The sequence below is a fragment of the Halomonas sp. DQ26W genome (assembly GCF_003339685.1).
In the GTDB taxonomy this organism is placed as follows: Bacteria; Pseudomonadota; Gammaproteobacteria; order Pseudomonadales; family Halomonadaceae; genus Halomonas.
The window spans coordinates 22,855-48,956 of record NZ_QPKI01000030.1; the positions used below are offsets into that span (position 1 = coordinate 22,855).

The 26,102-nt window shown below is 63.8% G+C and carries 29 protein-coding genes; 18 read left to right on the forward strand and 11 right to left on the reverse strand.

The features are described 5' to 3' along the window. Positions 1 to 10: 10 nt before the first annotated feature. The 3 genes from thiD to dtd all read left to right on the forward strand — a co-directional run bounded on the left by thiD (position 11) and on the right by dtd (position 2,261). Complete coding sequence (gene thiD / locus DU490_RS14385; RefSeq protein ID WP_114574968.1) at positions 11 to 823, forward strand: bifunctional hydroxymethylpyrimidine kinase/phosphomethylpyrimidine kinase; 813 nt, start codon at positions 11 to 13, stop codon at positions 821 to 823. 82 nt (positions 824 to 905) lie between these two features. Then, a complete protein-coding gene (locus tag DU490_RS14390; RefSeq protein ID WP_114574969.1) occupies positions 906 to 1,751 on the forward strand; it encodes a universal stress protein in 846 nt (281 codons plus the stop codon). 72 nt (positions 1,752 to 1,823) lie between these two features. Then, on the forward strand, positions 1,824 to 2,261 hold the full coding sequence (gene dtd / locus DU490_RS14395) for a D-aminoacyl-tRNA deacylase (protein ID WP_114574970.1): 438 nt from the start codon (positions 1,824 to 1,826) through the stop codon (positions 2,259 to 2,261). A gap of 182 nt (positions 2,262 to 2,443) precedes the next feature. Here dtd and DU490_RS14400 read toward each other — a convergent pair whose 3' ends face one another. Beyond that, positions 2,444 to 4,408, reverse strand: a complete 1,965-nt coding sequence (locus DU490_RS14400; RefSeq protein ID WP_114574971.1) for an ATP-binding cassette domain-containing protein — start codon at positions 4,406 to 4,408, stop codon at positions 2,444 to 2,446. Positions 4,409 to 4,578: 170 nt separating this feature from the next. On the opposite strand from DU490_RS14400, the gene DU490_RS14405 reads away from it, so the two are divergent. The 7 genes from DU490_RS14405 (at position 4,579) to DU490_RS14435 (ending at position 10,745) form a co-directional block, all read left to right on the forward strand. Then, positions 4,579 to 5,169 (forward strand): TIGR02444 family protein, encoded by a 591-nt coding sequence (locus DU490_RS14405; protein WP_258801675.1) that lies wholly within the window; start codon positions 4,579 to 4,581, stop codon positions 5,167 to 5,169. A 103-nt stretch (positions 5,170 to 5,272) separates the two neighbouring features. Continuing rightward, complete coding sequence (gene dctP, locus DU490_RS14410) at positions 5,273 to 6,289, forward strand: TRAP transporter substrate-binding protein DctP (protein WP_114574972.1); 1,017 nt, start codon at positions 5,273 to 5,275, stop codon at positions 6,287 to 6,289. A gap of 232 nt (positions 6,290 to 6,521) precedes the next feature. Next, the gene (locus DU490_RS14415; protein WP_114574973.1) at positions 6,522 to 7,100 is read left to right on the forward strand and encodes a TRAP transporter small permease; all 579 of its coding nucleotides are present in this window, start codon (positions 6,522 to 6,524) and stop codon (positions 7,098 to 7,100) included. 27 nt (positions 7,101 to 7,127) lie between these two features. Further along, complete coding sequence (locus DU490_RS14420; RefSeq protein ID WP_114574974.1) at positions 7,128 to 8,411, forward strand: TRAP transporter large permease; 1,284 nt, start codon at positions 7,128 to 7,130, stop codon at positions 8,409 to 8,411. 33 nt (positions 8,412 to 8,444) lie between these two features. After that, complete coding sequence (locus DU490_RS14425; protein ID WP_114574975.1) at positions 8,445 to 8,888, forward strand: universal stress protein; 444 nt, start codon at positions 8,445 to 8,447, stop codon at positions 8,886 to 8,888. A gap of 122 nt (positions 8,889 to 9,010) precedes the next feature. Next, a complete protein-coding gene (locus DU490_RS14430) occupies positions 9,011 to 9,694 on the forward strand; it encodes an FKBP-type peptidyl-prolyl cis-trans isomerase (RefSeq protein WP_114574976.1) in 684 nt (227 codons plus the stop codon). 148 nt (positions 9,695 to 9,842) lie between these two features. Then, complete coding sequence (locus DU490_RS14435) at positions 9,843 to 10,745, forward strand: PHB depolymerase family esterase (protein WP_258801676.1); 903 nt, start codon at positions 9,843 to 9,845, stop codon at positions 10,743 to 10,745. A gap of 1 nt (position 10,746) precedes the next feature. On the opposite strand, the gene DU490_RS14440 is transcribed toward DU490_RS14435, so the two are convergent. Both DU490_RS14440 and DU490_RS14445 read right to left on the reverse strand, forming a co-directional pair. Continuing rightward, positions 10,747 to 11,343: an SCO family protein gene (locus tag DU490_RS14440; RefSeq protein ID WP_114574977.1), complete on the reverse strand. Its 597-nt coding sequence runs from the start codon at positions 11,341 to 11,343 to the stop codon at positions 10,747 to 10,749. Next, the gene (locus tag DU490_RS14445) at positions 11,340 to 11,852 is read right to left on the reverse strand and encodes a hypothetical protein (RefSeq protein ID WP_114574978.1); all 513 of its coding nucleotides are present in this window, start codon (positions 11,850 to 11,852) and stop codon (positions 11,340 to 11,342) included. Before DU490_RS14445 ends, DU490_RS14440 begins: the two co-directional genes overlap by 4 nt. 122 nt (positions 11,853 to 11,974) lie before the next feature. Here DU490_RS14445 and DU490_RS14450 point away from each other — a divergent pair, with 122 nt between their 5' ends. Next, positions 11,975 to 12,889: an AEC family transporter gene (locus tag DU490_RS14450; RefSeq protein ID WP_114574979.1), complete on the forward strand. Its 915-nt coding sequence runs from the start codon at positions 11,975 to 11,977 to the stop codon at positions 12,887 to 12,889. A gap of 357 nt (positions 12,890 to 13,246) precedes the next feature. On the opposite strand, the gene DU490_RS14455 is transcribed toward DU490_RS14450, so the two are convergent. Next, on the reverse strand, positions 13,247 to 14,155 hold the full coding sequence (locus DU490_RS14455) for a LysR family transcriptional regulator (protein WP_114574980.1): 909 nt from the start codon (positions 14,153 to 14,155) through the stop codon (positions 13,247 to 13,249). Positions 14,156 to 14,241: 86 nt separating this feature from the next. Between DU490_RS14455 and DU490_RS14460 the strand changes: the two genes are divergently transcribed. Then, a complete protein-coding gene (locus DU490_RS14460) occupies positions 14,242 to 15,180 on the forward strand; it encodes a DMT family transporter (RefSeq protein ID WP_181870053.1) in 939 nt (312 codons plus the stop codon). Here DU490_RS14460 and trmB read toward each other — a convergent pair. The 3 genes from trmB to thiS all read right to left on the reverse strand — a co-directional run bounded on the left by trmB (position 15,107) and on the right by thiS (position 16,940). Next, entirely contained in the window at positions 15,107 to 15,853 is a 747-nt protein-coding gene (trmB, locus tag DU490_RS14465) for a tRNA (guanosine(46)-N7)-methyltransferase TrmB (RefSeq protein WP_114574982.1), read from the reverse strand. The two genes, DU490_RS14460 and trmB, sit on opposite strands and share 74 nt — an antisense overlap. A 27-nt stretch (positions 15,854 to 15,880) precedes the next feature. After that, entirely contained in the window at positions 15,881 to 16,678 is a 798-nt protein-coding gene (locus tag DU490_RS14470) for a thiazole synthase (protein WP_114574983.1), read from the reverse strand. A gap of 61 nt (positions 16,679 to 16,739) precedes the next feature. Next, positions 16,740 to 16,940, reverse strand: coding sequence for a sulfur carrier protein ThiS (gene thiS, locus DU490_RS14475; protein ID WP_114574984.1), 201 nt, complete (start codon positions 16,938 to 16,940; stop codon positions 16,740 to 16,742). 95 nt (positions 16,941 to 17,035) lie between these two features. On the opposite strand from thiS, the gene DU490_RS14480 reads away from it, so the two are divergent. Further along, positions 17,036 to 17,200: a hypothetical protein gene (locus tag DU490_RS14480; RefSeq protein WP_181870054.1), complete on the forward strand. Its 165-nt coding sequence runs from the start codon at positions 17,036 to 17,038 to the stop codon at positions 17,198 to 17,200. Here the strand turns inward: DU490_RS14480 and DU490_RS14485 are convergent. Together DU490_RS14485 and DU490_RS14490 are read right to left on the reverse strand one after the other, a co-directional pair. Then, positions 17,197 to 17,610 (reverse strand): PaaI family thioesterase, encoded by a 414-nt coding sequence (locus tag DU490_RS14485; protein WP_114478078.1) that lies wholly within the window; start codon positions 17,608 to 17,610, stop codon positions 17,197 to 17,199. The genes DU490_RS14480 and DU490_RS14485 overlap by 4 nt on opposite strands. Positions 17,611 to 17,795: 185 nt before the next feature. Further along, a complete protein-coding gene (locus DU490_RS14490; RefSeq protein WP_114574985.1) occupies positions 17,796 to 19,970 on the reverse strand; it encodes a malate synthase G in 2,175 nt (724 codons plus the stop codon). Positions 19,971 to 20,236: 266 nt separating this feature from the next. On the opposite strand from DU490_RS14490, the gene DU490_RS14495 reads away from it, so the two are divergent. Together DU490_RS14495 and DU490_RS14500 are read left to right on the forward strand one after the other, a co-directional pair. Further along, positions 20,237 to 21,217 carry an alpha/beta hydrolase gene (locus DU490_RS14495; protein ID WP_114574986.1) on the forward strand — a complete coding sequence of 327 codons (981 nt, stop codon included), beginning with the start codon at positions 20,237 to 20,239 and terminating at the stop codon, positions 21,215 to 21,217. Then, positions 21,211 to 21,690, forward strand: a complete 480-nt coding sequence (locus tag DU490_RS14500; protein WP_114574987.1) for a hypothetical protein — start codon at positions 21,211 to 21,213, stop codon at positions 21,688 to 21,690. Before DU490_RS14495 ends, DU490_RS14500 begins: the two co-directional genes overlap by 7 nt. Positions 21,691 to 21,720: 30 nt before the next feature. Here the strand turns inward: DU490_RS14500 and DU490_RS14505 are convergent, their stop codons facing one another. Together DU490_RS14505 and DU490_RS14510 are read right to left on the reverse strand one after the other, a co-directional pair. After that, the gene (locus DU490_RS14505; RefSeq protein ID WP_114574988.1) at positions 21,721 to 23,226 is read right to left on the reverse strand and encodes a YifB family Mg chelatase-like AAA ATPase; all 1,506 of its coding nucleotides are present in this window, start codon (positions 23,224 to 23,226) and stop codon (positions 21,721 to 21,723) included. Between the two features lie 72 nt (positions 23,227 to 23,298). Next, positions 23,299 to 23,634: an accessory factor UbiK family protein gene (locus DU490_RS14510; protein WP_114574989.1), complete on the reverse strand. Its 336-nt coding sequence runs from the start codon at positions 23,632 to 23,634 to the stop codon at positions 23,299 to 23,301. Between the two features lie 284 nt (positions 23,635 to 23,918). On the opposite strand from DU490_RS14510, the gene DU490_RS14515 reads away from it, so the two are divergent. The 3 genes from DU490_RS14515 (at position 23,919) to glnK (ending at position 26,070) form a co-directional block, all read left to right on the forward strand. Then, positions 23,919 to 24,257 (forward strand): P-II family nitrogen regulator, encoded by a 339-nt coding sequence (locus tag DU490_RS14515; RefSeq protein ID WP_114574990.1) that lies wholly within the window; start codon positions 23,919 to 23,921, stop codon positions 24,255 to 24,257. Between the two features lie 69 nt (positions 24,258 to 24,326). Further along, complete coding sequence (locus DU490_RS14520; protein ID WP_114574991.1) at positions 24,327 to 25,577, forward strand: ammonium transporter; 1,251 nt, start codon at positions 24,327 to 24,329, stop codon at positions 25,575 to 25,577. Between the two features lie 154 nt (positions 25,578 to 25,731). Next, positions 25,732 to 26,070: a P-II family nitrogen regulator gene (glnK, locus tag DU490_RS14525; RefSeq protein WP_043518541.1), complete on the forward strand. Its 339-nt coding sequence runs from the start codon at positions 25,732 to 25,734 to the stop codon at positions 26,068 to 26,070. The last annotated feature ends 32 nt before the right edge of the window (positions 26,071 to 26,102 follow it).

Here is a 26,102-nt window from a genome sequence, read left to right on the forward strand (position 1 = left end):
CGATGACGTCATGACCTCAAACCGCTCCATTCCCAATGTGTTGACCATTGCCGGCTCCGATCCCAGCGGCGGCGCCGGGATCCAGGCCGACCTCAAGACCTTCTCCGCGCTGGGCGCCTATGGTACCAGCGTCGTCACCGCCCTGACCGCCCAGAACACCCGCGGTGTGCGCGGCGTGCACCCGGTGCCGGAGGACTTCATCCGCCTTCAGCTCGACACCCTGCTCGATGATGTCGCCCTCGATGCCGTCAAGATCGGCATGGTCGCCTCCCGCGAGGTGGCCGAGACCCTCCGCCATGCGCTGGAGGCCAGGCGGCCCCGCTGGATCGTGCTCGATCCGGTGATGGTCGCCAAGAGCGGCGATATCCTGGTCGATGATGTGGGCATTGCCGCTGTACGCGAGGTGCTGGTACCGCTGGCCGACCTGATCACCCCAAACCTGCCGGAAGCCGCGGTACTGCTGGGCTGTGATGCGCCCATGACTCGCGCTGACATGGAAGCCATGGCCCCGCGCCTGTCTGCCCTGGGCGCAGGTGCCGTGTTGCTCAAGGGTGGGCACCTGAACGGCGAAAGCTGCCCCGATCTGTTGATAACGGCGAGCGAGATACAGTGGCTGGAAGGCACGCGTATCGCGACCTCGAACCTGCACGGCACCGGCTGCTCGCTCTCATCGGCCATCGCGGCTCGCCTTGCTCTAGGTGACCCGCTGCCCGAAGCAGTGGCCAGCGCCAAGCAGTGGCTGGAAACGGCGCTGGCGGAAAGCCGTCGGCTTGATGTAGGTCATGGCCATGGCCCGGTACACCACTTTCACCGCTGGTGGTAACAAACACGCCTTGCAGGCTTGCCGGCTCCCACCCATGCTGATACCTGTCCCCGTCAGGCCCATCTTCACGGAGAGATACATCATGACCCAGACGCTGCTGTTTGCCTGTGATCTCTCGGAAGAGAATCGCGCCGCCTACGCACGAGCCATTCGTCTGGCCAATGATGGTGGTGCGCGTCTCGATGTCATTCATGTGCTGGACCCCTACCTGCCGCGGCGGGTCCTCCATGATCTTGAGGAGGCAGTGGTGGCCGACATGCAGGCCATGCTGACCGATATCCGCGAGGACTACGCCCTGCCTGAGCCGCGCACGCTGCTGCAGACAGTAGCCGGCGCCACCTATGCCGAGATCATCCGCGAAGCCCACGATCGTGAAGTGGACATGATCGTACTCGGCTCCCACCGCAAGCGCGGCCAGCCCGACCTGGTCGCCGGCACCACCCTGGCACGAGTGCTGCGCAGTGCCCCATGCCCGGTGCTCTCGGTCAGCCAGCCGGCCAACCGCGACTGGGAGGACATCCTCGTCCCGGTGGATTTTTCGCTGGGCAGCCGCCATATACTTCGCGAGACGCTCAAACGCTTTCCCGAGGCACGACTGACGCTGCTGCATGCCTGGGACATCCCCGGCGAGCGGGAGCTGGGCTCGGACAAGGAGTATGCCCGCTGGCGTGACCGAGAGGTGGAGCGCCTGCGCTGCCAGCTGGAGCGTGAAACCGAAGAGCTGATGAACGAGCTCGACAGCGTGCCGGACCTGGAGTTGGTGCTGGAGCAGGGCGACCCCCTGGAGGTGCTGCTGACCCGGCTGCGCCGCCAGCCGCCGGACCTGCTGGCGCTGAGCAGCCGTGGCCAACTCGGCCGCCACAGCCATATCACCGAGGCGCTGCTCTCCGAGCCGCATTGCGACATCATGTTGTGCCGTGCCTGGTAAAGCCTCTTCGTTCTTCTTTGCGGGTGCGTGCTACCCTTCCGGCTGATCCACAGCCAGAGGGAAGCTTGCCGGATGAAAGCCCTGATACAGCGTGTACGGCGCGCCAGCGTAGTGGTCGACCAGCGGACCGTGGGGGCCATCGATCGAGGCCTGCTGGCCCTGGTCGGCGTGGAGAAGGGGGACGACGAGGCCGCTGCCGACAAGCTGTTGCACAAGCTGCTGCATTACCGGGTCTTCGCCGACGAGGCCGACAAGATGAACCTCGACCTGCAGCAGGTCGACGGTGGGCTACTGCTGGTCTCCCAGTTCACCCTGGCCGCCGATACCCGCAAGGGGCTGCGCCCCAGCTTCTCCAGCGCCGCGCCGCCGGCCGAGGGCGAGCGGCTGTTCCACTACCTGCTCGAACGCGCCCAGGCGGCCTGGCCGAAGGTCGCCTGCGGTGAGTTCGCCGCCAACATGCAGGTCGAGCTGATCAACGATGGGCCGGTGACGTTTTTGCTGGAGAGCTGAAGCAGCGCCGCCGAAACGAGCGGCGCCGGGGGCAGACCGAAGAGGAGGTCATTTGCCATGGATGGCAAATGTAGCGCCCATGGATGGGTTCACAGCGCCTCCTCTTCGGCCTGACGCCGGATCAGCCGCGGGCCACACAGACTCGGCTCGCTCTGCTGACGGTCGGTGACATAGCCGGTCAGTCAGGCCCCGCTTTCTTGCAGCTCCGCCTCCATCGCTTCCAGCTCCTCTTCGGCGGCCAGCCATTCGGCCTCCAGCCCATCGAGACGCGACTTCAGCTCGCCCTGGCGCGCTAGCCGCTCGGTGAGCTCGGCCTTGCGCGCCGGATCGGTGTAGAGCTCGGCATCGCCCAGCGCCTCCTCCACCGTGGCGAGCTCGCCCTGGACCTTCTCCATGGCCTGCTCAGCGCGGTCGCGCGCCTTCTTCAACGGTCGCAGCTTCTCGCGCAGTTCGGCGGCAGCGCGGCGGGCCGCCTTGCGGTCCTCCTTCGGTGCAGCGCTCTCCGCCTGTCGCTCGGCCTTGTCGGCCCGCGCCTCACGCCGCACGCCCTCCAGCCGCGCCTTGAGCCAGGCGCGGTAATCCTCCAGGTCGCCGTCGAAGGGCTCGACCCGGTGGTCCGCCACGCACCAGAATTCATCCACGGTGGCCCGCAGCAGGTGGCGGTCGTGGGAAACGATGATCACCGTGCCCTCGAAGGAGGCCAGGGCTTCGGTCAGCGCCTCGCGCATCTCCAGGTCGAGGTGGTTGGTCGGCTCGTCGAGCAGCAGCAGGTTAGGCTTCTGCCAGGCCACCAGCGACAGCGCCAGACGCGCCTTCTCGCCACCGGAGAAGCTTCCCACCTCGGCGAAGACGGTATCACCGTGGAAGCCGAAGCCACCGAGGAAGTTGCGGATCGCCTGGTCGCTTGCCGTGGGCGAGAGTCGCAGCACGTGCTGGAACGGCGTGGAGGTCAGGTCCAGGCTCTCGAGCTGATGCTGGGCAAAGTAGCCGATGGCCAGGTGCTCGCCCGGGATGCGCTTGCCGGCCAGCAGCGGCAGGTCACCGGTCAGCGATTTGATCAGCGTCGACTTGCCGGCCCCGTTGGGGCCCAGCAGGCCGATTCGCTGCCCCGGCAACAGGCTCACCTTCACCCCGTCGAGCTGCACCTTCTCCCCTTCTGGCTCGCTGCCCGACTCGTCCCGATAGCCGAGCCGGGCCTCATCGAGCACCAGCAGCGGATGCGAGGTCTTGTCGGAGGAGGGAATGGTGAAGTGAAAGGGTGAATCGGCATGGGCGACGGCGATGTCGCCCATGCGCTCGAGCATCTTCAACCGGCTCTGAGCCTGGCGCGCCTTGTTGGCCTGATACCGGAAGCGTGCCACGAACTGCTCGATCTCCGCGCGGCGGGCCTGCTGCTTGGCGGCTTCGGCCTGCTGCAGCGCCAGTTTCTCGGCCCGGGTACGCTCGAAGGTGGAGTAGTTGCCACGGTAGAGCACCAGGGAGCAGCGATCGAAGTGCACGATGTGGTCACAAACGGCATCGAGAAAATCGCGGTCATGGGAAATCAGCAGCAACGTCCCGGGGTAGCGCGTCAGCCACTGCTCCAGCCACAGCAGTGCATCCAGGTCCAGGTGGTTGGTGGGCTCGTCGAGGAGCAGTAGATCCGACGGCATGAACAGCGTGCGCGCCAGGTTGACGCGCATCCGCCAGCCACCGGAAAAATCCGATAGCGGCCGTTCCAGGTCCGCCTGCGTGAAACCCAGCCCGATCAGCAGCTGGGCGGCACGGGCCGGGGCACTGTAGCCGTCGAGCGCTTCGATGGCACCGTGCAGCTCGGCTTCACGATGCGCCTCACCCCGCTCCTGAGCACGCTCCAGGGCCGCCTCGGTCTGGCGCAGCTCCCGGTCGCCATCGAGTACATAGTCGACGATGGGGCGCGTGAGCGCCGCCACATCCTGGGCCATATGGGCGATGCGCTGGCCGCCGCTCATCTCGACTTCGCCCCGGTCCGGCGCGAGGCTTCCCAGCAACAAGCTGAACAGGCTCGACTTGCCGGCGCCGTTGGGCCCGACGATCCCGGCCTTGTGGCCGGCGTGCAGGGTCAGCTCTGCCCCCTCGAGCAGGGTCTGGGTGCCGCGTTGCAGGGTGACCTGGCGCAGTGCAATCATGCAGACTCCAATTAGGGAAACACTGAACAAATGACTGTGCGAGCGAATCGCTTCGTTGCGCGGTGCGCGGAATCCTCACATATACCCCATATGCTCCGGTTCCTGTGCTCCGTGCGCCTTGCGCTTCATCTCGCTCGTCGATTTGTTCAGCATTTCCTTAGCAGATAACGATGCTGCCGCCCGTCGGCGGCAATCCCGCACAGAAGGCGGTAATGGCAAGTGGCGACAGCCTGATCATGAGTGACGATTCTACCCGATTGGAGACGGCTCTGCGGCGCCGACTGGCCGCGGATTCGCTATGGGATTTCGCCCTGGCACTCTATGCACGTCCCGGCGTGGAGGCCGCCTGCCTTACGCTGCAGGATGACGCCGGCGTGGACGTCTGCGAGCTGCTGTGGCACTGCTGGCTCCACCACCATGGCCTGGTGCTGTGCGCTGAGCCCGCAGGACTCGCGGCGATTCGCCAGTGGCAGGGCGAGGTCACGTCAGTGATGAGAGCCCTGCGCCGGCAACTGAAAGTCCAGGCGGCTAAAAACCCCGGCGTGGCCAAGGTGCGTCGTCAACTGCAGCGCACCGAGCTTGCCGCCGAGCGGGAAACCCTCGCTCGCCTGCAGGCCCTGGCAGAAAGCGGTGATGGTATCGTCCGGGATTCGAGTTCTCGCTCAAAACTGGCATTTTCTCTTGCATCACGCTGGCAATTGCAGAAAAAAGCACAACTTTTAGCGCTTCAAACCATTGAATGCCAGCTTGACCCCCCCTAGGCGCCACGCTAGCCTGAAAAAAGCTATGCAGTCCCGCGTGGCTGCAAGATGCCTGGAAATGTGATCGAGTTTCACAGGCCCAACCTGCGAGGAGAACACAATAATGAAGGCAACCAAGCTGTTGACCACTGCCAGTATTGGCGCTCTGATGTTCGGCATTTCGGCTGCCGCACAATCCGCCGAGTGGCGCTATGCGCACGAGGAATTCGAAGGTGATGTTCAAGACGTGTTCGCCATCGCTTTCAAGGAGTATATCGAGGAAAATTCCGATAACACCGTCCAAGTCTATCGCTTCGGCGAGTTGGGTGAGTCCGACGACATCATGGAGCAGGCGCAGGCGGGTATCCTCCAGTTCGTCAACCAGTCGCCCGGCTTCACCGGTGCGCTGATTCCCGAGGCGCAGATTTTCTTCATTCCCTACCTGCTGCCCACCGATCAAGAAGCGGTTGTCGAATTCTTCAACACCAGCACGGCCATCAACGAGATGTTCCCCGAGCTCTATGCCGAGCAAGGTCTCGAACTTCTGCAGATGTACCCGGAAGGCGAGATGGTCGTCACACTGGACGAGCCCTTCACCAGCCCGCAAGACCTGCGCGGCAAGAACATCCGCACCATGACCAACCCGCTGCTCTCCGAGACCTATCGTGCCTTCGGTGCCACTCCGACCCCGCTGCCCTGGGGTGAAGTGTACGGTGGCCTGCAGACCGGCATCATCCAGGGTCAGGAAAACCCGATCTTCTGGATCGAGTCCGGTGGTCTCTACGAGGTCTCGCCACACCTGGTCTTCACCGGCCATGGCTGGTTCACCACCGCCATGATGGCCAACCAGGACTTCTTCGACGGCCTTTCCGCAGAGGAACAGCAGTTGGTGCGTGACGCCAGCGATGCGGCCTATGAGCACATCATCAACCACATCTCCGGGCTCGCCGATGAGTCCCTGGAAAAGATCCAGGCGGCATCCGACGAGGTTACCGTGACCCGCCTCGACGAAGACCAGATCCAGGTCTTCCGCGAGCGTGCCCCGCAGGTCGAGGAGCGGTTCATCGAAATGACCGGTGAGCGTGGTCAGGAGCTGCTCGAGCAGTTCAAGGCCGACCTGGAAGCCGTGACCAGCGAGTAAGCTTTCGGGTAACTCATCGTGAGTGAGCGAGGGGGTAGCCGGCCGGCTACCCCCCTTGTTGTCTGGTAATCTCGTTACTTGTGGCCCTGGCGCTTGAACACCCGCTTTCGCTCCGCGTCCCGGCTAATCAGCGTTGACGCCCCGCAGGACACAACCAACCCGCGCTGCTTACCCTTGAGGATGGCGAAGGAATTTAACTCCCTTGCAGGAAAACACTCAGGAGTCCGGTCGCATGACAGAAGAAGAATCCGAGAAGAACTATCGCTCGACGCTCCCCGGCCCCCTGGGTATCGTCGATACCTGGATCAGCAAGGCCGAGTCAATGATCCTGGCCATGGGTGTGATACTGATGGCCGTCAATACGGTAGCCAATGTGCTCAGCCGCTTCCTGCTCGGCGAGAGCCTGCATTTTTCCGAAGAGGTGAATCGCATCCTGATAGTGATGATCACCTTCGCCGGGCTCGGCTACGCCGCACGACACGGTCGGCATATCCGCATGTCCGCCTTCTATGACGCCCTGCCCACCGGTGGCCGGCGCTGGCTGATGATCTTCATCTGCCTTTTCACGTCGGTGGTGATGTTCGTGCTCTGCTACTACTCCATCGGCTATATCAGCACGCTGTACGGCCGCGGACGCGTGCTCCCCTCTCTGAGCATCCCGGTATGGATCATCTACCTTTGGGTGCCGGTCGGATTCACCATCACCGGCATTCAGTACCTGCTCACCGCCATCAAGAACCTGACCTCCCGTGACGTCTATCTGTCGACCCATGTGGTCGATGGCTACAAGGACACGGAAACCGAAGTCTGACGCTGAGCACGAGAGGACTACACCACCATGACAACCATCATCGTTTCCCTCATGATCGTGTTGCTGTTGCTCGGCTTCCCGATGATGATCCCCCTGGCCACGGCGGCGTTCGTCGGTTTTTTCATGACTTTCGGCGGCACCGGCCAGATGGAGACTCTCATCCAGCAGATGATGGGCGGCATACGCCCCACGGCACTGATCGCCGTCCCCATGTTCATCCTGGCGGCCGACATCATGACCCGCGGCCAGTCCGCCGGCCGGCTTATCGACATGGTCATGAGCTTCGTAGGCCACGTCAAAGGGGGGCTGGCGGTAAGCACCGCTGCTTCATGCACCCTGTTCGGTGCCGTTTCCGGCTCCACCCAAGCCACCGTGGTAGCAGTGGGCTCGCCGCTACGCCCGCGCATGCTCAAGGCCGGCTACAAGGATCCCTTCACCCTGGCGCTGATCATCAACTCCAGTGATATCGCCTTTTTGATCCCCCCCAGCATCGGCATGATCATCTACGGGGTCATTTCCGGCACCTCGATCGGCGAGCTGTTCATTGCCGGTATCGGCCCGGGCCTGCTGATTTTGCTCCTGTTCTCGATCTACTGCGTGTTCTACGCCATCTATCACAAGGTGCCCACCGAGCCCAAGTCGAGTTGGAAGGAGCGCGCCCTAGCGGTACGCGATGCGCTATGGCCCCTCGGTTTCCCGGTGCTGATCGTCGGCGGCATCTATGGAGGCATCTTCAGCCCAACCGAAGCAGCCGCCGCCTGCGTGCTCTATGCGGTACTGCTGGAATTCGTGATCTTTCGCTCGTTGAAAATGCCGGACATCTACACCATCGCCAAGTCCACCGGCCTGATCACTGCGGTGGTTTTTATCCTGGTCGCCGTGGGCAACGGTTTCTCGTGGATAATCTCCTTCGCCCAGATTCCTCAAGCCCTGCTTGCCGCCTTCGGTATCAACGAGGCCGGGCCGGTCGGCGTGCTGATCGCGATCTCCATCGCCTTCTTCGTCGCCTGCATGTTCGTCGACCCCATCGTTGTCATTCTGGTGCTGACGCCCATCTTCGCACCGGCGATCGCCGCTTCGGGACTGGATCCCGTGCATGTGGGTGTGTTGATCACCCTGCAGGTGGCGATAGGTTCGGCGACGCCACCCTTTGGCTGCGACATCTTCACGGCCATCGCCATCTTCAAGCGACCCTATTGGGAGGTGATCCGCGGCACGCCACCCTTTGTCTTCATGCTGGTGCTGTCGGCGGCCTTAATCATCATGTTCCCGCAGATCGCGCTGTTCCTGCGTGACCTGGCCTTCCGTTGATCGGTGCGACCGACCCCGCTTAAGGAGATGGTGATGTTCAATCGGATACTGGTACCTGTGGATGGCTCGAAGGGTGCGATGAAGGCGCTGCAAAAGGCCGTAGGGCTGCAAATGCTGACCGGCGCCGAACTCTATGTCCTGTGTGTGTTCAAGCACCACAGCCTGCTGGAGGCCTCGCTTTCCATGGTGCGCCCCGAAAAACTGGATATTCCCGATGACGCGCTCAAGGAGTACGCCACAGAGATCGCCGTACATGCCAAGGGCGAAGCAGTGGAACTGGGGGCCGATCCGGCGCGGCTGCGGGCTTTCGTCAAGGGTGGACGCCCTTCACGCACCATCGTGCGCTTTGCCCGCAAGCGTGAGTGCGACCTGATTGTGATCGGTGCCCAGGGCACCAACGGGGAGAAGAGCCTGCTACTGGGCAGCGTCGCCCAGCGCGTGGCCGGCTCCGCCCACTGCCCTACCCTGGTGGTCTGATCCACTCTGCCGGCCCGGTCGCACCCGTTTGTCAGCGGGTGCGGAACCAGACCGGCCCTGTTAGAGTCCGAATAGCTGCCAACAGGCTCACGCCTCACTGCTTCTAATTCAAAGGATTCTGCATGAAGACACGCCTGACTTCCGCCTCCTTGGTCACCTTGATGGCCGCAGCTCCTCTCGCACTGGCCTCACCTGAGACCGAAGACGAGCGTCTCAGCTACAGCCTGGGTATTGCCTATGGCCAGAGCATCGCACAAGAGTATGCCAACCTGGACGTAGATGCCTTCGCCGACGCCATACGCGATGTCATCGAAGAGAATGAACTGGTCATGAGTGCCGATGAGATGGCCGAGACCCTGAGCCGGTTTCAGGAGCAGGCCATTGCCAACCGTCAGGCCGAAACCCAAGAAATTGCCGAACGCAACCTTGCCGAAGGTGAAGCCTACCTGACCGAGAATGCCGACCGGGACGCGGTCGAGACCACCGACTCAGGCCTGCAATATGAGGTCCTGGAAAGCGGCGATGGCCCAAGCCCGGGACCGACCTCCCACGTGGAAGTCCACTATGAGGGTACGCTGGTCGACGGCACCGTCTTCGACAGCTCCTTCGATCGCGGCGAACCGGTCAGCTTTCGGGTCGACCAGGTCATTGAGGGATGGCAGGAAGCGTTGCAGTTGATGAGTGTCGGCGATACCTGGATGCTCTATATTCCCCCCGAGCTTGGCTATGGTGCACAGGGGCAGGGTCCCATCGGACCCAACGAGACGCTGATTTTCCAGGTCGAACTGCTCGACGTGATGGATTGACAGCCAACCAATGAGAGCCTTACCTCCCTTTATCGCCAGCCTCCTCTTTTCGGTTGGCGCTCTAGCTGACGACCCGCTGCCGGAGCTACCGCGTCTCGGCACATCACCCGACGACATCAGCGTGATCGGTATTTCATCGGGAGGCTATATGGCCACCCAACTCGCCGTGGCCTGGCCTGAGCGCATCAAGGGCCTGGCAGCACTCGCCACCGGCCCGTGGAGCTGCGCCCAGGGCGGCCTGGGCCGTGCCCTGGGCCAGTGCATGTCGACCCGGCGAGGCCCACCGAACCTGGAGAGTCTGAACCTAAAGCTGCGTGACTACCAGGCACGTGATCTGGTGGGTGATGCCGCCGACCTGGCCCAGCTGCGTGCCTATGTCTGGCACGGCGGAGCCGACAATGTCGTCGATCCTTCCCTGGGAAACGCCCTGGCCAAGCAGCTGTCCGGCTGGCTTGCCAACCCCGCGGAACAACTAAAGGTGGAGCTAGGTCCGGAAGCCGGCCACGGCTGGCCCATACGCTCCGATGAGCAGATTCCGCCCAGCTGGCTGGCCGAGTGTCGCGGCGGTGGCGGGACTCACCTGCTGGCCTGCGGCACGGATATCGTCAGCGATGCATTGGCCTGGCTCCACGGCGAGCTTGCCCCGGCGCAAGAGGTCGATATGGCGCAGCTGCTGCGCTTCGATCAGGAAGACTTTGCGGTGCGCGGGATGGGGGCGGTGGGCTATGCGCTGATACCCGAGGAGTGCGCGGCGGGTGGCTGCGACCTGACTCTCGCCCTGCATGGCTGTGGCATGGACAGCGAACAGATCGGCGAGGCCTTCGTACGCCACAGCGGTCTCAACGAGTGGGCCGTGGCCAACCAGCGGGTCGTGCTCTATCCCCAGGCGGAAACCAGTCTGGCCAACCCCCAGGGGTGCTGGGACTGGTGGGGCTTTACCGAGAGCACCTGGCAGCTCAACCCCCTGCACGATACCCGGGAAGGGGTCCAGGTACGGGCGCTGATGTCCATGATCGACCGCCTGGAGGAGCAACCGGCCGGGGACGAATGACCTACCCGCCCAGCTCGCTCTCCAGCGCCGAGCGCAGCGGGTGCGGGGTCGGCGAATAGAGCACCCGCTGCAGGATCTGGCCGTCACGGTCGACCAAATAGAGCGAGGAGCTGTGGTCGACGGTATATTCCATCGCTGAATCGGGTGTTTCCACCCGGCGCCACACCACATTATAGCGTCTGGCCAGCTCCTCGAGCTGCGCCTCGCTGCCGGCCACACCGATGAAATCGTCGCCGAAGTAGCCCACGTACTCTTCCAGGCGCTCCACGGTATCTCGTTCGGGGTCCACCGTGATCATCACCGGTACCACCCGCTGGCGCTGCTCTTCATCCAGCCCCTGTATGACCTGACGAATCACTGCCATGCTCATGGGGCAGACGTCCGGACAGTAGGTATAGCCGAAGAAGAGTATGGCGAGCTGATCGTCATCCATCTGGGTCAGCGAGAAATCGCCCCGGGTCGAGGGCAGCTCTACCGGGCCGCCCCTTGGACCGCCTATATCCGCCGCCCTCTGCTGCTCGTACCAGCCATAGCCACCGAGCGCAACGGCCAGCACGAGCGCGACGCCCAACACTTTCCAGATACCTTTTCGGCTCATGGCACACGTCGCTCCACCGTAAAATCGAACCGGCTACCCAGCCGGCCATCGCCGGTTTCCACCACGACGTTGGCGAGCCAGGGCATGGTCGATTCAGTGCAGATCGGCACCTGGGCCATACCCTCATAGCGGCCATTATCCTGCGCATCGAGGGGAAAGCGATGCAAGCCCATATCCATATCACGGCCCACGAAGTCGACATGAACGGCAGTGGCTTCCACGCCCTCCAGCGTTACCGTCAGGGGCAACAGGTCCAGTGCCCGGATCCCCCGCGGTGCATCAGCCGCCAGGCTCAAACGGCGGGAGTTCCCCAACAGCGCCTGACAGGATGAGCGGTGCAACTCGCAAGGTGCAGCCGCAGGGTACCAGGCGACACCCTGGTCACCTCGCTCCAGATGCGAAACCACATACCATAGTGCCGCCGCCAGTGCCAGCAGGGTGGCCAGCATCATCAGGCGGAGTCCGGGAAAGCGAGTATCCCGTGGCTCTGGCAGCGTGGATGAACTCATGACAGCGAAAGCAGCACTCCAATGAGAGTCGACAGAGGGGTAAGCTTAACAGCATTTGCCGAGCGTCAACCGTGGATGGATGTCGCAGGGCAGTGGCCTGGCATGGCTTGAAAGGAGTTGGAATGGAAGGTGTAGCGCAGGCATTGGGACCGCTGTTTCTCTTGATTCTGCTGGGGGCCGTGCTTGGCTGGCGTCGCCTGCCTGGCGGCGACTTCTGGCCCGACATGGAGCGGCTGATCTACTTTCTGCTGTTTCCCGCCATGTTGGTGGCCACGCTTGCTACCGCCGATGTCAGTCAGGTGCCCGTGGCGCGTTTGGCCTTGGTGCTGCTCGGCACCCTGCTGCTCTTCGCCGCCCTGCTATGGGCCGTGCGGCCGAAGCTGGGGCTCGACTCGGCCGCCTTCACCTCGGTATTTCAGGGCGCTGTGCGCTTCAATACCTACGTGGGCGTTGCCGGGGCGGCGGCGCTGCACGGCTCTGCAGGTGTCACCGTGGCAGCGGTGGCCGTGGCGCTGATGGTACCGGTGGTCAACGTCCTCTGCGTGGCGAGCTTTATCGCCGCCGGTACCCTGGGTCCCTCCAGTCTGGGAAAGAGCCTGCTGGCACTGATGCGCAATCCACTGATACTCGCCTGCCTGATCGGTATCACCCTGAACCTGACCGGCATCGGGCTTCCCGGCTGGAGCGGCGCCACGGTGGAATTGCTGGGACGAGCCGCCCTGCCGCTAGGCCTGGTCGCGGTAGGCGTGGCCCTGCGCCCCCGGGCGCTGATGCGCCTGGACCGCGGCGTCTGGACAGCCAACCTGGTGAAGCTGGCGCTGATGCCGGCCGTGGTGCTGCTACTCGCCATGGCGCTGGGGCTGGACCCGGTCAGTCGTGACGTGGCGCTGCTGTTCGCCGCGCTGCCTACCGCCACTTCGGCCTATATCCTGGCCCGCCAGCTGGGGGGAGACGCCGAGCTGATGGCCGCCCTGATCACCGGCCAGACGCTGCTGGCCATGGCCACGCTGCCGCTCTGGCTGCGACTGGCCGGCTAGAGAATGAAACTTGATGAAAAGTATTCGCATTTGTGTTGACGGCGTAAACGAGAATGATTACAGTGCGGATGTGGCGTTTGATGAGGCGCCACACCCATAAGAGGATCGCCAGTTCCTCGTTATGGTTTCTCCCCCCTCATTTGCTAGTCACGGTCTTGCCTGCGCCCTCCCTGAGGGCGCTTTTTTTGTTTCTGATTGCGCCTTTTCATTCAAGAGATGCTGTTCACCGGCGTTGCCGCCTCCGCAGGCTATTACCATCTTGTAGGAGTAGCTTCAGCTCACGACTGGAGGCCGAAGGGCTCCCGGCGGTGTTGCCAGCATTGGCGATGACCACCCACGTTGCCGCCTCCGCCTCCCTCAGGGCACGCCAGCACCGCGCCAGGGCCCGCGATGGGTCAGGCGATCGCGCAGCAGGTGGGCCATCGCTTCTGCCGCCGGCTGGGAGGCGGGGGCGATATGAGGGGCGAAATGGAGCCTCGCCTCGCAGCGCTTGAGCGGTGGCATATCCTCCGCGGGCCCCAGTTCGCGCATCGCCCCGGTCAGCCGCTCACGATCGAGTACGCTGATCGCCAGGCCCATTTCCACCGCCTTCTCGACGGCGTGGATGCTGGTGCTGGTAAAGACCGCATGCCAGGGCCGGCCGATCGCCTCGAGTGCCTCGATGGCCAGGGCCCGATAGGGGCAGTCCACCTCGTGCATGGCCAGGGGAAGGCGCGGCCTGTCGCTCAGGTCACCGACCCGGGGGCCGGCCCACACCGGCGAGGTGTGCCACAGCACCTCGCCGCCCGGCAGCGGGTTGGGGCGGTCCAGCAGCACCGACAGCGTCAGCTGGGAGCGGCTCAGCTGTCGGGCCAGCTCGCCACTGGTGGCGGTCACGATCTCGAGCAGGACATCGGGGTGGTGCGCCATGAACTCCGGTAGCACGCTGCCCAGCAGTTCCCGCGCATAGTCTTCCGGCAAGCCCAGGCGCAGCTTGCCCCCCAGGCCGCGGCCGGTGAAGCGCGAGAGCATGCCGTCATGCAGCCGCAAAAGCTCGCGGGACTCCAGCAGCAGGGCCTCGCCTACCGCCGTGGGCTTCACGCCCCGGGAGCCCCGCTCGAGCAGCCGAGACCCCAGCGCCTCCTCGAGGCGCTTGATCTGCATGCTGATGGCGCCGACGGTGCGATGGCGCTGCTGTGCCGCGGCGGCCAGCGACCCCAGCTGGGCGGCCGCCTGAAAGCTGCGCAACAGCTCCAGGTCCAGCGCCGCAGACGAGACTTCAGACATATTGAATGCTCACTCGAATAGTTATCGATTCATTGAAATCCATTTCTCCCTCATGCTCAAGGCTGTTCACCCAGGAGGGAGGAGAAATGCGAGCGTCATGGGTTTCACCGCTTATCGCCATGGGCTTCGTGGTGTGCTGGAGTTCCGGATTCGTCGGAGGCAGGTTGGCGACCGAGGCCGATACGCCCGTTCTGTCGCTGTTCGCCTGGCGTTTTCTGCTGGCGAGCCTGCTGGTCGCGCTCTGGTGGCGACTGGTCGGTGGTGTTCGACTGGCCCAGCGCGATGTGGTGCGGGAAATGGCCGTCGGCAGCCTGACCATGGGCGGCTACCTGCTGGGGGTGATACTGGCGCTCGAGCAGGGCGTCAGCACCGGCGTGACCGCCCTGATCACGGCGCTGCAGCCATTGCTCGCCGCGTCGCTTGCAGGGCCTTGGCTCGGTGAACGCCTGTCGGCCCGGGGCTGGGCGGGCATGGCCATCGCCACGCTGGGTGTATTGCTCTATGTGGTGGATGATATCGAGCATGGCGGCGGCAGTGCGCCGCTGTGGGCCTATGCGCTGCCGCTGGGTTCGGTAGTGGCCGTGACTCTCGGCAGCCTCCTCGCCGTTCGCTGGGCGACCGCCATGCCGCTGGCGGCGACCCTGATGGTACAGCTGTTCGCCGCCACCGGGATATTCACCCTGGCGGCAATGATCGTGGCGGGTGGCGCGCCGGCTCTGCCCACCGATCGGCTCAGCATCTCCGCGATCGGCTGGCTGGTCGTGCTCTCAAGCCTGGGGGGATACGGCTTCTTCGTCGCGAGCCTGCGCCGGCTGGGCGTGACCCTGACCTCATCACTGGTCTACCTCACCCCCGCGGTGACCCTGCTCTGGGCGGCGGCCATGTTCGGCGAGCAGCCGAGTGCCCAGGGCATCGCCGGCATGGCGATCGCCATCGCCGGCGCGGGCCTGGCTATGCACAGCGTCGATACAGCAGGTCCCAGACCCCGTGCCCCAATCGCTCGCCACGAACCTCGAACTTCGTGAGCGGGCGAAACGACGGGCGCGGCACATAGGGCGCGGTCTCCGGCGAGGCGGTGTTGGCATAGCCGGGGGCCGCCTCCATGACCTCTGCCATCCACTCGGCGTAGGCCTCCCAATCGGTGGCCATGTGCAGCGTACCGCCCATCTTCAGACGCGTGCGGATCAGCTCGACGAAGGCGGGCTGGACGATGCGCCGCTTGTGGTGCTTCTTCTTCGGCCAGGGGTCGGGGAAGAAGAGCTGCAGTGTATCGAGGCTGGCTTCCGGCAGGCACTGCTCGAGCACCGCCAGCGCATCCTCGCGATAAACGCGGATATTGCTCAGGCCACGCTTGTCGGCCTCGTCGAGCAGCTTGCCCACACCGGGGGGATGTACCTCGATACCGATGAAGTCGGTGTCAGGGTGGCTCTCGGCCTGCTCGATCAGCGATGCCCCCATGCCGAAGCCGATCTCCACTACCCGGGGCGCCGCGCGCCCGAAGCGGGCATCGAGATCCTGGCGCCCATCGGCCAGAGTCAGTCCCAGGCGAGGCCAGACCTCCTCCAGCCCTCGCGTCTGGGCCTGGGTCATGCGTCCCGCACGCAGCACGTAGCTCTTGATGCCGCGGCGGTGCAAGGGGGCATCCGGCCCTTCCGGGCCGGTGCTCGAGGTGACGGTGTCGTGGGACTGGTCGCTCATGGAATCGATTGGGCTCTGGTAGGTAGCTCAGCCGTTGATGCGGCCGGCAAAGGGCGACGAGGGGTCGGCGCTCTGGCGGCGCGGCATGCGCCCGGCCAGGAAGGCTTCACGACCAGCTTCTACGGCTTTCTTCATGGCACTCGCCATCAATATCGGCTGACGGGCATGGGCGATGGCCGAGTTCATCAGCACGCCGTCGCAGCCCAATTCCATGGCCATGGCCGCATCCGAGGCGGTCCCGATGCCGGCGTCGACCAGTACCGGCACGCCGGACTGTTCGATGATTAGCCGAACGTTGTGCGGGTTCTGGATGCCATGACCGGAGCCGATCAATGAGCCCAACGGCATGATGGCACAACAGCCCATCTGCTCGAGCTCGCGGGCAACGATCGGGTCGTCGCTGGTGTATACCATGACATCGAAGCCGTCCTTGAGAAGCACGTCAGCCGCTTTTAAAGTCTCGACCACATTGGGATAGAGGGTGTGGTCGTCGCCCAGCACTTCCAGCTTGACCAGCTTGTGGCCGTCGAGCAGCTCTCGGGCCAGCTTACAGGTGCGCACGGCATCCTTGGCCGTATAGCAGCCCGCAGTATTGGGCAGCAGGGTGAAGCGCTCCGGGGGCACCGCGTCCAACAGGTTTGGCTCGTCGGCCTCCTGCCCCAGGTTGCTGCGACGCACGGCAAAGGTGACCACCTCGGCGCCGGAAGCCGCAATGGCTTCGGCCGTCTCGTCGAAATCCTTGTACTTGCCGGTACCCACCAGCAGCCGAGACGTGAAGGTGTGGCCGGCGATTCGCAGCGGTTGATCCTGAAAGAAGTCTGTCATCGAGTATGCCTTCGTATGGAGTCTGGAAAACGGCAGCTCATCTATCCCATCATCGACCCACTCATCCGCCGCCGATGGCATGGACGATTTCGATTCGATCACCCTGGCCGAGGCGGATCGTCCCATGCTCGCTCCGGGGCACGATCTCCTCGTTGCGCTCGACGGCTATCCGTCGTCCTGTCAGGCCAAGGCTGTCGATCAGTTGCGCCACCGTGAGGTCGGCGGCCAGATCATGAGCCTCACCGTTGAGCTGGATCTGCATGGCGTCCTCTCTGGATTGACGGGCCGACATTGTAGCCGGTTACGCTCCCTCGGGGTACGGGGTGCAACGTTACCAACTGGCAGGAAGAGACATCATTGCAGGAGCGATCCTGGTGGGGCATGGCGGCGCTGTCGGGTGCCTTCGTGGCCATGGCGCTGACCGGCATGCGCGGGCTGGGCATGATCACCCCGGTCGGTGGCCTGCTGATGATCGGCGGCTGGCTGACACTGGCGGTATACGCCCTACGTGACCGCGCCTAGTCGTTGTCGGGCAGCACATAGGTAGCCGTGACCAGTGCCACCGGCGCCTCGTCACCGGCGGAGAACAGCTGCACCTCGCCCACCGCCAGGCGACGGCCCAGCTTCATGATGCGAGCATTGGCGATGACATCACGATCCCCCCGGGGCCGGCGTAGGAAGCGGCAATGCAGATCGCTGGTAACGGCCATGGGCTCCGGGCCGATCTGGGCCAGGATGGCCACGTAGAGGCAGACATCGGCCAGCCCCATCAAGGTGGGGCCCGATACACTGGCCCCCGGCCGCAGGTGCTCATCCTCGATAGCCAGACTCATGGTCGCCCGCATATGGTCGACGCCCTCAATGGTCCCGGTGCGCTGGGGGAATATTTCGTCGAGAAAGTCTTCGATGGCGGCGGCAGTCATCACGGTCATCGGCGGGCTCCTTGTGGATCGGCTAGTGTGGTTGGCCGCGAGGGAAACGCAGTCAACATAACCCAAAGCGCCCCAGGCGGGTACCCGGGGCGCTGCTGGCGTCTTTCGTCAATCGCAGTCACACTCGAGGCTGCTTTGGCGACAGGTCCGTGCTTTTCTCTATAGCACGCCCCCGGTACCTCTCATCACTTGGCCTTGTGCACGGCACGCCAGTGGTGCAGCAACGGTTCGGTGTAGCCGGAGGGTTGGTCGCGCCCCTTGAAGATCAGGTCGCTGGCTGCCTTGAACGCTGTCGAGGCCTCGAAATCGGCACTCATGGCGGTATAAGTCGGGTCGTCGGCATTCTGTTCATCGACCACCTTGGCCATGCGCTCCAGCGTCTCCTGGACCCGTGCCGCATCAACCACGCCATGATATAGCCAGTTGGCGATATGCTGGCTGGAGATGCGTAGGGTGGCGCGGTCCTCCATCAGGCCGACATTGTGGATGTCTGGCACCTTGGAGCAGCCCACACCGTGTTCGACCCAGCGCACCACGTAGCCGAGAATACCCTGACAGTTGTTGTCGAGCTCCTGCTGGATTTCATCGCTGGACCAGTTGACCTCGCCAGTCACCGGCACGGTGAGCAGTTCGTCGAGGAAGTCGGGTTCGCCCTGAGCCTCCAACTCGCGCTGGATCTCGGTGACGCTGACCTGATGGTAGTGCAGGGAGTGCAGGGTGGCGGCGGTGGGCGACGGCACCCAGGCGGTGTTGGCGCCGGCCTTGGGATGACCGATTTTCTGCTCCAGCATGGCGGCCATCAGGTCCGGCATGGCCCACATGCCCTTGCCGATCTGGGCACGGCCGCGCAGGCCACAGGCCAGACCAACCTGGACGTTGTTCTTCTCGTAGGCACCGATCCAGGCGGCGTTCTTCATGTCGCCCTTGCGGATCATCGGTCCCGCCTCCATGGCGGTGTGCATCTCGTCGCCGGTACGGTCAAGGAAGCCGGTATTGATGAACACTACCCGTGAGGTGGCCTCGGCGATACACGCCTTGAGGTTGACTGTGGTACGGCGCTCCTCGTCCATGATGCCCATCTTCAGGGTATCGCGAGCCATGCCTAGCAGGTCTTCCACGCGACCGAACAGCTCGCTGGAGAACGCCACTTCCTTCGGCCCATGCATCTTCGGCTTGACGATGTAGACAGAGCCGGTGCGTGAATTACGCGGTGCGTCAGTGCCCTTCTTCAGGTCGTGGAGGGCAAGCAGGCCGGTAACAATGCCGTCGAGGATGCCTTCAGGCAACTCGTTGCCATCCGCGTCGAGCACCGCCGGGGTGGTCATCAGGTGGCCGACGTTGCGCACGAACATCAGCGAGCGGCCCGGCAGGGTCAGGCTTCCACCATCGGGTGCGGTGTAGTCACGGTCGCCATGCAAGCGGCGGGTGATGGCCTTGTCGCCCTTGGCGACCTGCTCTTCCAGGTCGCCCCGCATCAGCCCCAGCCAGTTACGATAGACGCCGACCTTATCCTCGGCATCCACCGCGGCAATGGAGTCTTCGCAATCCATGATCGCGGTCAGCGCGGCCTCCACCACGAGATCCTTGACCCCGGCCGGATCGGTCTTGCCGATCGGATGTGTCGGATCGATCTGGATCTCGAGATGCAGCCCGTGATTGGTCAACAGGACCGCTTCGGGCCGGGCGGCATCACCGCGATACCCCACCAGCTTTCCGGGATCCTTGAGGCCGGTCTCGCGACCACCCTCCAGCGACACCACCAGATGGCCGTCGCGCAGCGCGTAATTGATGGCGTCGCGATGGGAGCCGGTGGCCAGCGGAGCCGCACGATCCAGCACCCCGCGGGCATAGGCAATGACCTTCTCGCCGCGCTTGGGGTTGAAGCTGGGGCCTTTCTCGGCGCCACCCTCTTCTGAAATGGCGTCGGTGCCGTACAGCGCATCGTAGAGGCTGCCCCAGCGGGCGTTGGCGGCATTCAGCGCATAGCGGGCGTTGCTCACCGGCACCACCAGTTGGGGTCCGGCCTGAATGGCGATTTCGCTATCGACATTGCCGGTGGTGACCTTGACCTGGGCAGGCACATCCACCAGATAGCCGATCTCCTTCAGGAAGCTGCGGTAGGCGGCCATGTCGCTTACCGGGCCGGGGTTTTCCCGGTGCCAAGTGTCGAGCCGCTCTTGCAAATTCTCGCGTTCGGCGAGCAAATTCCGGTTTTTTGCTGTCAGATCTTGAAAGATGGCGTCGACACCGGCCCAGAAGGTTTCTGCGTCGATGCCGGTGCCCGGCAGGGCCTGTTCGGTAATGAAGCCGTCCAGCTGGGCGGCCACCTGAAGACGGTGGCGAGTGACGCGTTCTGACATGGGAGTCTCCTCATGATGGCGACGGACGAGACACAGTCCGCAGCCGCAATCCGTGGGGGTGAAACCACTCTATGGAGTCGATTTTGTGGAAAATTGTTCCATATGTAAACCCGAATGAAGGGTTCAGCGCACTAGACATAGGGTTAAGAGACATGGTCTCTCGCTAGGCTAGACGACTCCTGTGTAAACTGCGCCTTCAGCATTATTCGACTGCCAGCAGCCATGAACGGCTCGCAAGACGATCGGCTTACCTGTCGGAGGACATGATGACCGACTTCACGCCCCTGCAGGCCCTGGGGCCAATCGCCCCCTTTGGCTCGGACGCCGGAGAACCGCTGGCTGACTACCTCGACTACTATGGGCTGTCGCCCTTGCTCACCGAGCACGTAGGACTCAACGTCGGTTACCTGGATACGCAGCGCTATCAGCTCTGGACCCAGGTTTGGAGCCCCCGGCAGGCAATCGGCACCGCCTTCGTGGTACACGGCTACTTCGATCATCTGGGGTTGTATCGCCACCTGCTGGAGTGTCTGCTGGAGCGCGGCTGGCGCGTGGTGCTATGGGACCTTCCGGGCCACGGTCTCTCCAGTGGCCGCCGCGCCTGTATCGACGATTTCGACCATTATGGCGAGTGTCTGCGTGCCATGCAGGATCAATTGAGCGACCGGGGTTTGGCGCCCAAGCCCTGGCTCGGAGTCGGCCAGAGCACTGGCGCTGCGATCCTCGCCACCGATGCTCTCAGCCGCCCCGACGATGGACACTGGTCGGGCCTGGCCTTGCTGGCGCCGCTGGTACGCCCCTCGGGCTGGTCGCAGTCGAGCTGGCTGCACCTGCTGTTCGGCCCGTTCGTGCGCACCCTGCCCCGGCGGTTCCGGGAAAATTCCACCGATAGCGAGTTCGCCCTCTTTCTGCGTGAACAGGACCCGCTGCAGCCCGAGCACCTGTCGATGAACTGGGTCAGCGCCATGCGTCGCTGGATGCCGCAATTGCTGGCATTGCCTCCCAGCGAGCTGCCCACCCTGATCCTCCAGGGGGAACAGGACCTGACGGTGGACTGGGAGTGGAACCTGTCGGTACTTGAACGCAAGTTCCCCAATGCGCGCATACATCGCCACCCCGACGCGCGGCATCATCTGGTCAATGAAGCAGAGGCCATTCGCCATACGCTGTTCGCGGCCCTGGACGAATTCATCGTCGATCTTGAGCTTCCTCCCCAGGTCATCGAAGAGCCTTCGCCCCGATGCTGAAATATGCCACGATTCTATTGACGGCCCTGCTGCTCACCGGCTGCGCCGCCCAGCCCCCCGAACCCGATCCGATTCGCAGGGCCCTGCAGAACCTGAGCGATCGTGCCGCCGACCGCTTGATGGATGTTGCCGAAATGCAGCCGCCCCAGGAGCAGGTACTACTGCTCGCTGCGCCATCGGTGGATACCAGCCTGAACATCGCCTCCGAACACTTTCTGGAGAACCTGACCCGGGCCATGCTGAGGGTCTCCGACGGTCCTCAGGTGCTCGACTGGCGCCCCGCCATGGCCGGCGACAGTGGCGGTCATCAGTGGCGTCTGGAAACCCAGCTGAAAGCCACTGCGCCACGTTTGCAACTCTCCGACCGCGAACTGCTGCCCTACCGTCTTACCCTGTCGCTCTATCGCCCCGACGCCGACAACGCGCTGTGGGCGACCGAGATCGAGGGCGCCTTCGACGCCACGGCGCTATAGGCCTCAGTGCAGTCGCGTGTAAACAGCCTCTTAGCCCTGGCGCTGACGATCCAGTTGCCGATAACCGATCGCCTCCATCAGCTCGGCGCGCTCGGGCTGCGGCTTGCCGAGCAGGTCAGCTAGCGTCAGCGCCACCCGCAACACCCGGTGGTAGGCCCGTGCGGAGAGCCGTAGCCGCTCGAGCACCCCAGCAAGCCAGGCCCGGTCGGCCGTCGACAGGGCACAGGCCGACTCCAACTCCCGACTGCCCAGATGGGCATTGAGCGCCCCCCGGGCGTACTGGCGTTCGCGCGCCGCCATCACCCGCTCGCGCACCTCGACCGAGCTTTCCCCCGTCTCACGAGAGGTCAGCTGCTCCGGGGGTAGCGCCGGCACCTCCACCTGCAGGTCGATTCGATCCAGCAACGGCCCCGAGAGCCGCGACTGATAGCGCTGAATCTGGGCGGCGGTGCACTGGCAGGCCTGGCGTGGATCGCCCAGGTGTCCGCAGGGGCAAGGGTTCATGGCGGCGACAAGCTGAAATCTAGCGGGAAAGCGCCTTTCATGGTTGGCACGGGCGATATGAATCTGTCCCGACTCCATGGGCTCGCGCATCACCTCCAGGACATGGCGACTGAATTCGGGCAGTTCATCGAGAAACAGCACCCCCTGGTGGGCCAGGGATATCTCGCCGGGACGCGGCCACGAGCCGCCGCCAACCAGGGCTACGGCGCTGGCGGTATGGTGGGGCGCACGAAAGGGACGTCGCCCCCACTGCTCGGCCAGCGGCAGACCACAGACCGAACGGACGGCGGCCACTTCCAGAGCCTCCTCATCGGTCAGCGGTGGCAGAATGCCCGGCAGACGGCTGGCCAGCATGGTCTTGCCGGTACCTGGCGGGCCCGAGAAAAGCAGGTTGTGGCCCCCTGAGGCAGCGATCTCCAGCGCCCGGCGCGCCTGATGCTGCCCCCGCACTTCGGCAAGATCCCCCTCGATGACCGATGACACCGGCGGCGCTTCCAATTGATGCGCCACAATCGGTGTCTGGCCCAGCAGGTGAGCCACCACCTCCAGCAAGTGGTCAGCGGGAAGCACCTGAAGGTCGCCGGCCAGGGCGGCCTCGTTGGCACACCCCCGCGGCACGATCAGCTTACGGCCGGCACGCCGTGCGGCCAGCGCAAGAGGCAACACACCACTGATCGGGCGCAGTCGACCGTCCAGCGCCAGCTCGCCGACACTTTCGATGCCATCGAGGGCGTCGCCGGGCAACTGGCCGGAGGCCACCAGAATGCCCAGGGCTATGGGTAAATCAAAGCGCCCTCCGACCTTGGGCAGATCGGCGGGCGCCAGGTTGAGCACGATACGGCGGGTATTGGGGAAATCGAACCCGGCATTGACCAGGGCGCTGCGGACCCGTTCGCGACTCTCCTTGACCGCGGCCTCGGGCAGGCCGACCAGGGTCATACCCGGCAGGCCGTTGGCCAGATGTACTTCGACGAGTACCTCGGGGGCTTCCAGCCCCAGTCCAGCCCGTGTGGCAACGATTGCCAGCATCATGCGCTCCCTCGCAGTCAGTGTGCTTGATCGCTACAGATTAGCACCTCTGCATTAAGACCGCCGAGCGGGCCATCAACGCCCGGCTTCGCCGCCTCCGGCGTCTTCCTCGGGATGGCCGTCATCGACTTTCGGCGCCTTGCCTGCTGTTGTTGCCTCGTCTGAGCGAGCCGCCAGCGCCGCTTCGAGTGCGGTTACCTGCTGTTCCAGCGCTTCCACGCGGATGCGGGTGCGCTGCATGACGTCCATGAGGATATCGAAATCCTCTCGCGACACCAGGTCGAGGCGGTCGAAGGCGCCGCGCACGACCTGCTGAACGCCCTTGTGGATCTCCTCGGGAGCCTGTGAGGCGCCCTGGAGACGTTCGCCGAGCTGCTGGGCCAGCCGGCTGATGGGATCTTGACTCGCCATGGTTCTCTCTCCAACGCAAAGGGTTGCCTACAGGATACGCAACGCCTGCCAGTGACGCATTCCCCTTCGCCGCCCCACCGTGAAGCGCCTGCACCATGACCCGGCACCAGCTTGGTGCATCGACCGCCACCGGTTCTCGACAGCGACAGCAATGTGGCCAGCAGTATCATCACAACATATTGATAGATATTGCATTAAAGTCATCCCGGCATGCATCTCGCTTGGCAAGCATAATCCATTCGGCGGCCAATTGCCGTCGTGCCTACCAAGCCGGGAGATTCGAGATGAAGCTCATTACCGCCATCATCAAGCCATTCAAACTGGACGACGTCCGCGAGGCCCTGGCCGACAACGGCGTCCAGGGCATCACCGTGACCGAAGTGAAGGGGTTCGGCCGCCAGAAGGGTCACACCGAGCTCTACCGTGGCGCGGAGTACGTGGTCGACTTCCTGCCCAAGGTAAAGGTCGAGATCGCCGTGGACGACGCGCGCCTGGAAGGTGTACTGGAGGCCATCTGCGGTGCTGCCAACAGCGGCAAGATCGGCGACGGCAAAGTCTTCGTCACCCCGCTGGAGGATGTCATCCGCATTCGTACCAGCGAGCGCGGTGCCGATGCCGTCTGACAACTGATATCTGACAATAGCACCGCCGTGCAATGACAAGTTGTTTTCAAGGACTCTGGAGAAATTCCAATGACTGAACTGGCAGAGTTGAGTTACGCACTCGACACCTTCTATTTCCTGATCTGTGGCGTACTCGTAATGTGGATGGCCGCCGGCTTCTCGATGCTCGAGGCCGGCCTGGTGCGCTCCAAGAACACCGCCGAGATCCTGACCAAGAACATCGCCCTGTTCGCCATCGCCTGCACCATGTACCTGCTGGTGGGCTATACCATCATGTATTCGGGCAACGAAGGCGGCATCCTTCCCAACCTCGGCTTCCTGATCGGCGGCGAGAACAGCGTGGCGGCAGTCACTGCTGGTGGAGACGACGCACCGTACTACTCGATGCGTGCCGACTTCTTCTTCCAAGTGGTGTTCGTGGCTACCGCCATGTCCATCGTCTCCGGTGCCGTCGCCGAACGCATGAAGCTTTGGGCCTTCCTCGTCTTCGCCGTGGTGATGACCGGCGTCATCTATCCGGTATCGGGATACTGGACCTGGGGTGAAGGCTGGCTGGACGCCATGGGTTTCTCCGACTTCGCCGGTTCCGGCATCGTCCACCTGGCCGGCGCCGCCGCCGCCCTGGCCGGCGTTCTGATACTCGGCCCGCGCAAGGGAAAATATGGCAAGGACGGCAGTATTCACGCCATACCCGGCGCCAACCTGCCGCTGGCCACCCTGGGTACCTTCATCCTGTGGATGGGCTGGTTCGGCTTCAACGGCGGCTCGGAGCTGAAACTCTCCGACGTGGCCTCTGCCAACAACGTGGCCCAGGTATTGGTCAACACCAATGCTGCCGCCGCCGGCGGGGTGATCACCGCGCTGATCCTCGCCAAGGTATGGTTCCGCAAGGCCGACCTGACCATGGCACTCAACGGCGCTCTGGCCGGCCTGGTGGCGATTACCGCCGAGCCGCTGGCGCCGACGGCCCTGGGCGCCACCCTGATCGGTGCCGTGGGCGGTGCCATCGTCGTCGCCGCCATCGTCGGTCTCGACAAGCTGAAGATCGATGACCCCGTTGGTGCCATCTCGGTCCACGGCGTCGTCGGAATCTGGGGGCTGATGGCCGTACCGCTCACCAACGGCGACGCGAGCTTCGGTCCGCAGATCGTCGGCGGCCTGGCCATCTTCCTCTGGGTCTTCCTTGCCAGCCTAGCTGTCTGGCTGATCCTCAAGGGTGTGATGGGCATTCGGGTCAGTGAGGAAGAAGAGTACGAGGGCGTCGACCTTGCCGAGTGCGGCATGGAAGCCTATCCCGAGTTCAGCGTCGCCAACAAGTAACGACGCTACCCTGTGAACTGGCGTGCTCCACCTGGCCCCCTTCCTGGGGGCTTTTTTATTCCCACTCGTCGCGGTGTATGCTTGAACCCAACGAACCCCTACACTGCGAAGGGCTGCAACCAGCGAGCCCACCCTGGATTACGAGGAAAAGACCATGAAACTGGTGACCGCCATCATCAAGCCATTCAAGCTCGACGACGTTCGCGAATCGCTCTCAGAAATCGGCGTTCAGGGTATCACCGTGACCGAGGTGAAGGGCTTCGGCCGCCAGAAGGGCCACACCGAGCTCTACCGCGGCGCCGAGTACGTGGTCGACTTCCTGCCCAAGGTGAAGGTCGAGATCGCCGTGGATGACGAGATGTCCGAGAAGGTGATCGATGCCATCACCCAGGTCGCCAACACGGGCAAGATCGGTGACGGCAAGATCTTCATCACGCCACTGGAACAGGTGATTCGCATCCGCACCGGCGAAACCGGCAAGGATGCCGTATAGACCCAGGTCGCGCCTACACATTCAGCAAGATC

Bases quoted from the DNA above. Each gene is read 5' to 3' on its own strand.
- thiD (WP_114574968.1), top strand. From the start codon at position 11: ATGACCTCAAACCGCTCCATTCCCAATGTGTTGACCATTGCCGGCTCC.
- DU490_RS14390 (WP_114574969.1), top strand. From the start codon at position 906: ATGACCCAGACGCTGCTGTTTGCCTGTGATCTCTCGGAAGAGAATCGC.
- dtd (WP_114574970.1), top strand. From the start codon at position 1,824: ATGAAAGCCCTGATACAGCGTGTACGGCGCGCCAGCGTAGTGGTCGAC.
- DU490_RS14400 (WP_114574971.1), bottom strand. From the start codon at position 4,408: ATGATTGCACTGCGCCAGGTCACCCTGCAACGCGGCACCCAGACCCTG.
- DU490_RS14405 (WP_258801675.1), top strand. From the start codon at position 4,579: ATGCTGCCGCCCGTCGGCGGCAATCCCGCACAGAAGGCGGTAATGGCA.
- dctP (WP_114574972.1), top strand. From the start codon at position 5,273: ATGAAGGCAACCAAGCTGTTGACCACTGCCAGTATTGGCGCTCTGATG.
- DU490_RS14415 (WP_114574973.1), top strand. From the start codon at position 6,522: ATGACAGAAGAAGAATCCGAGAAGAACTATCGCTCGACGCTCCCCGGC.
- DU490_RS14420 (WP_114574974.1), top strand. From the start codon at position 7,128: ATGACAACCATCATCGTTTCCCTCATGATCGTGTTGCTGTTGCTCGGC.
- DU490_RS14425 (WP_114574975.1), top strand. From the start codon at position 8,445: ATGTTCAATCGGATACTGGTACCTGTGGATGGCTCGAAGGGTGCGATG.
- DU490_RS14430 (WP_114574976.1), top strand. From the start codon at position 9,011: ATGAAGACACGCCTGACTTCCGCCTCCTTGGTCACCTTGATGGCCGCA.
- DU490_RS14435 (WP_258801676.1), top strand. From the start codon at position 9,843: ATGGCCACCCAACTCGCCGTGGCCTGGCCTGAGCGCATCAAGGGCCTG.
- DU490_RS14440 (WP_114574977.1), bottom strand. From the start codon at position 11,343: ATGAGCCGAAAAGGTATCTGGAAAGTGTTGGGCGTCGCGCTCGTGCTG.
- DU490_RS14445 (WP_114574978.1), bottom strand. From the start codon at position 11,852: ATGAGTTCATCCACGCTGCCAGAGCCACGGGATACTCGCTTTCCCGGA.
- DU490_RS14450 (WP_114574979.1), top strand. From the start codon at position 11,975: ATGGAAGGTGTAGCGCAGGCATTGGGACCGCTGTTTCTCTTGATTCTG.
- DU490_RS14455 (WP_114574980.1), bottom strand. From the start codon at position 14,155: ATGTCTGAAGTCTCGTCTGCGGCGCTGGACCTGGAGCTGTTGCGCAGC.
- DU490_RS14460 (WP_181870053.1), top strand. From the start codon at position 14,242: ATGCGAGCGTCATGGGTTTCACCGCTTATCGCCATGGGCTTCGTGGTG.
- trmB (WP_114574982.1), bottom strand. From the start codon at position 15,853: ATGAGCGACCAGTCCCACGACACCGTCACCTCGAGCACCGGCCCGGAA.
- DU490_RS14470 (WP_114574983.1), bottom strand. From the start codon at position 16,678: ATGACAGACTTCTTTCAGGATCAACCGCTGCGAATCGCCGGCCACACC.
- thiS (WP_114574984.1), bottom strand. From the start codon at position 16,940: ATGCAGATCCAGCTCAACGGTGAGGCTCATGATCTGGCCGCCGACCTC.
- DU490_RS14485 (WP_114478078.1), bottom strand. From the start codon at position 17,610: ATGACCGTGATGACTGCCGCCGCCATCGAAGACTTTCTCGACGAAATA.
- DU490_RS14490 (WP_114574985.1), bottom strand. From the start codon at position 19,970: ATGTCAGAACGCGTCACTCGCCACCGTCTTCAGGTGGCCGCCCAGCTG.
- DU490_RS14495 (WP_114574986.1), top strand. From the start codon at position 20,237: ATGACCGACTTCACGCCCCTGCAGGCCCTGGGGCCAATCGCCCCCTTT.
- DU490_RS14500 (WP_114574987.1), top strand. From the start codon at position 21,211: ATGCTGAAATATGCCACGATTCTATTGACGGCCCTGCTGCTCACCGGC.
- DU490_RS14505 (WP_114574988.1), bottom strand. From the start codon at position 23,226: ATGATGCTGGCAATCGTTGCCACACGGGCTGGACTGGGGCTGGAAGCC.
- DU490_RS14510 (WP_114574989.1), bottom strand. From the start codon at position 23,634: ATGGCGAGTCAAGATCCCATCAGCCGGCTGGCCCAGCAGCTCGGCGAA.
- DU490_RS14515 (WP_114574990.1), top strand. From the start codon at position 23,919: ATGAAGCTCATTACCGCCATCATCAAGCCATTCAAACTGGACGACGTC.
- DU490_RS14520 (WP_114574991.1), top strand. From the start codon at position 24,327: ATGACTGAACTGGCAGAGTTGAGTTACGCACTCGACACCTTCTATTTC.
- glnK (WP_043518541.1), top strand. From the start codon at position 25,732: ATGAAACTGGTGACCGCCATCATCAAGCCATTCAAGCTCGACGACGTT.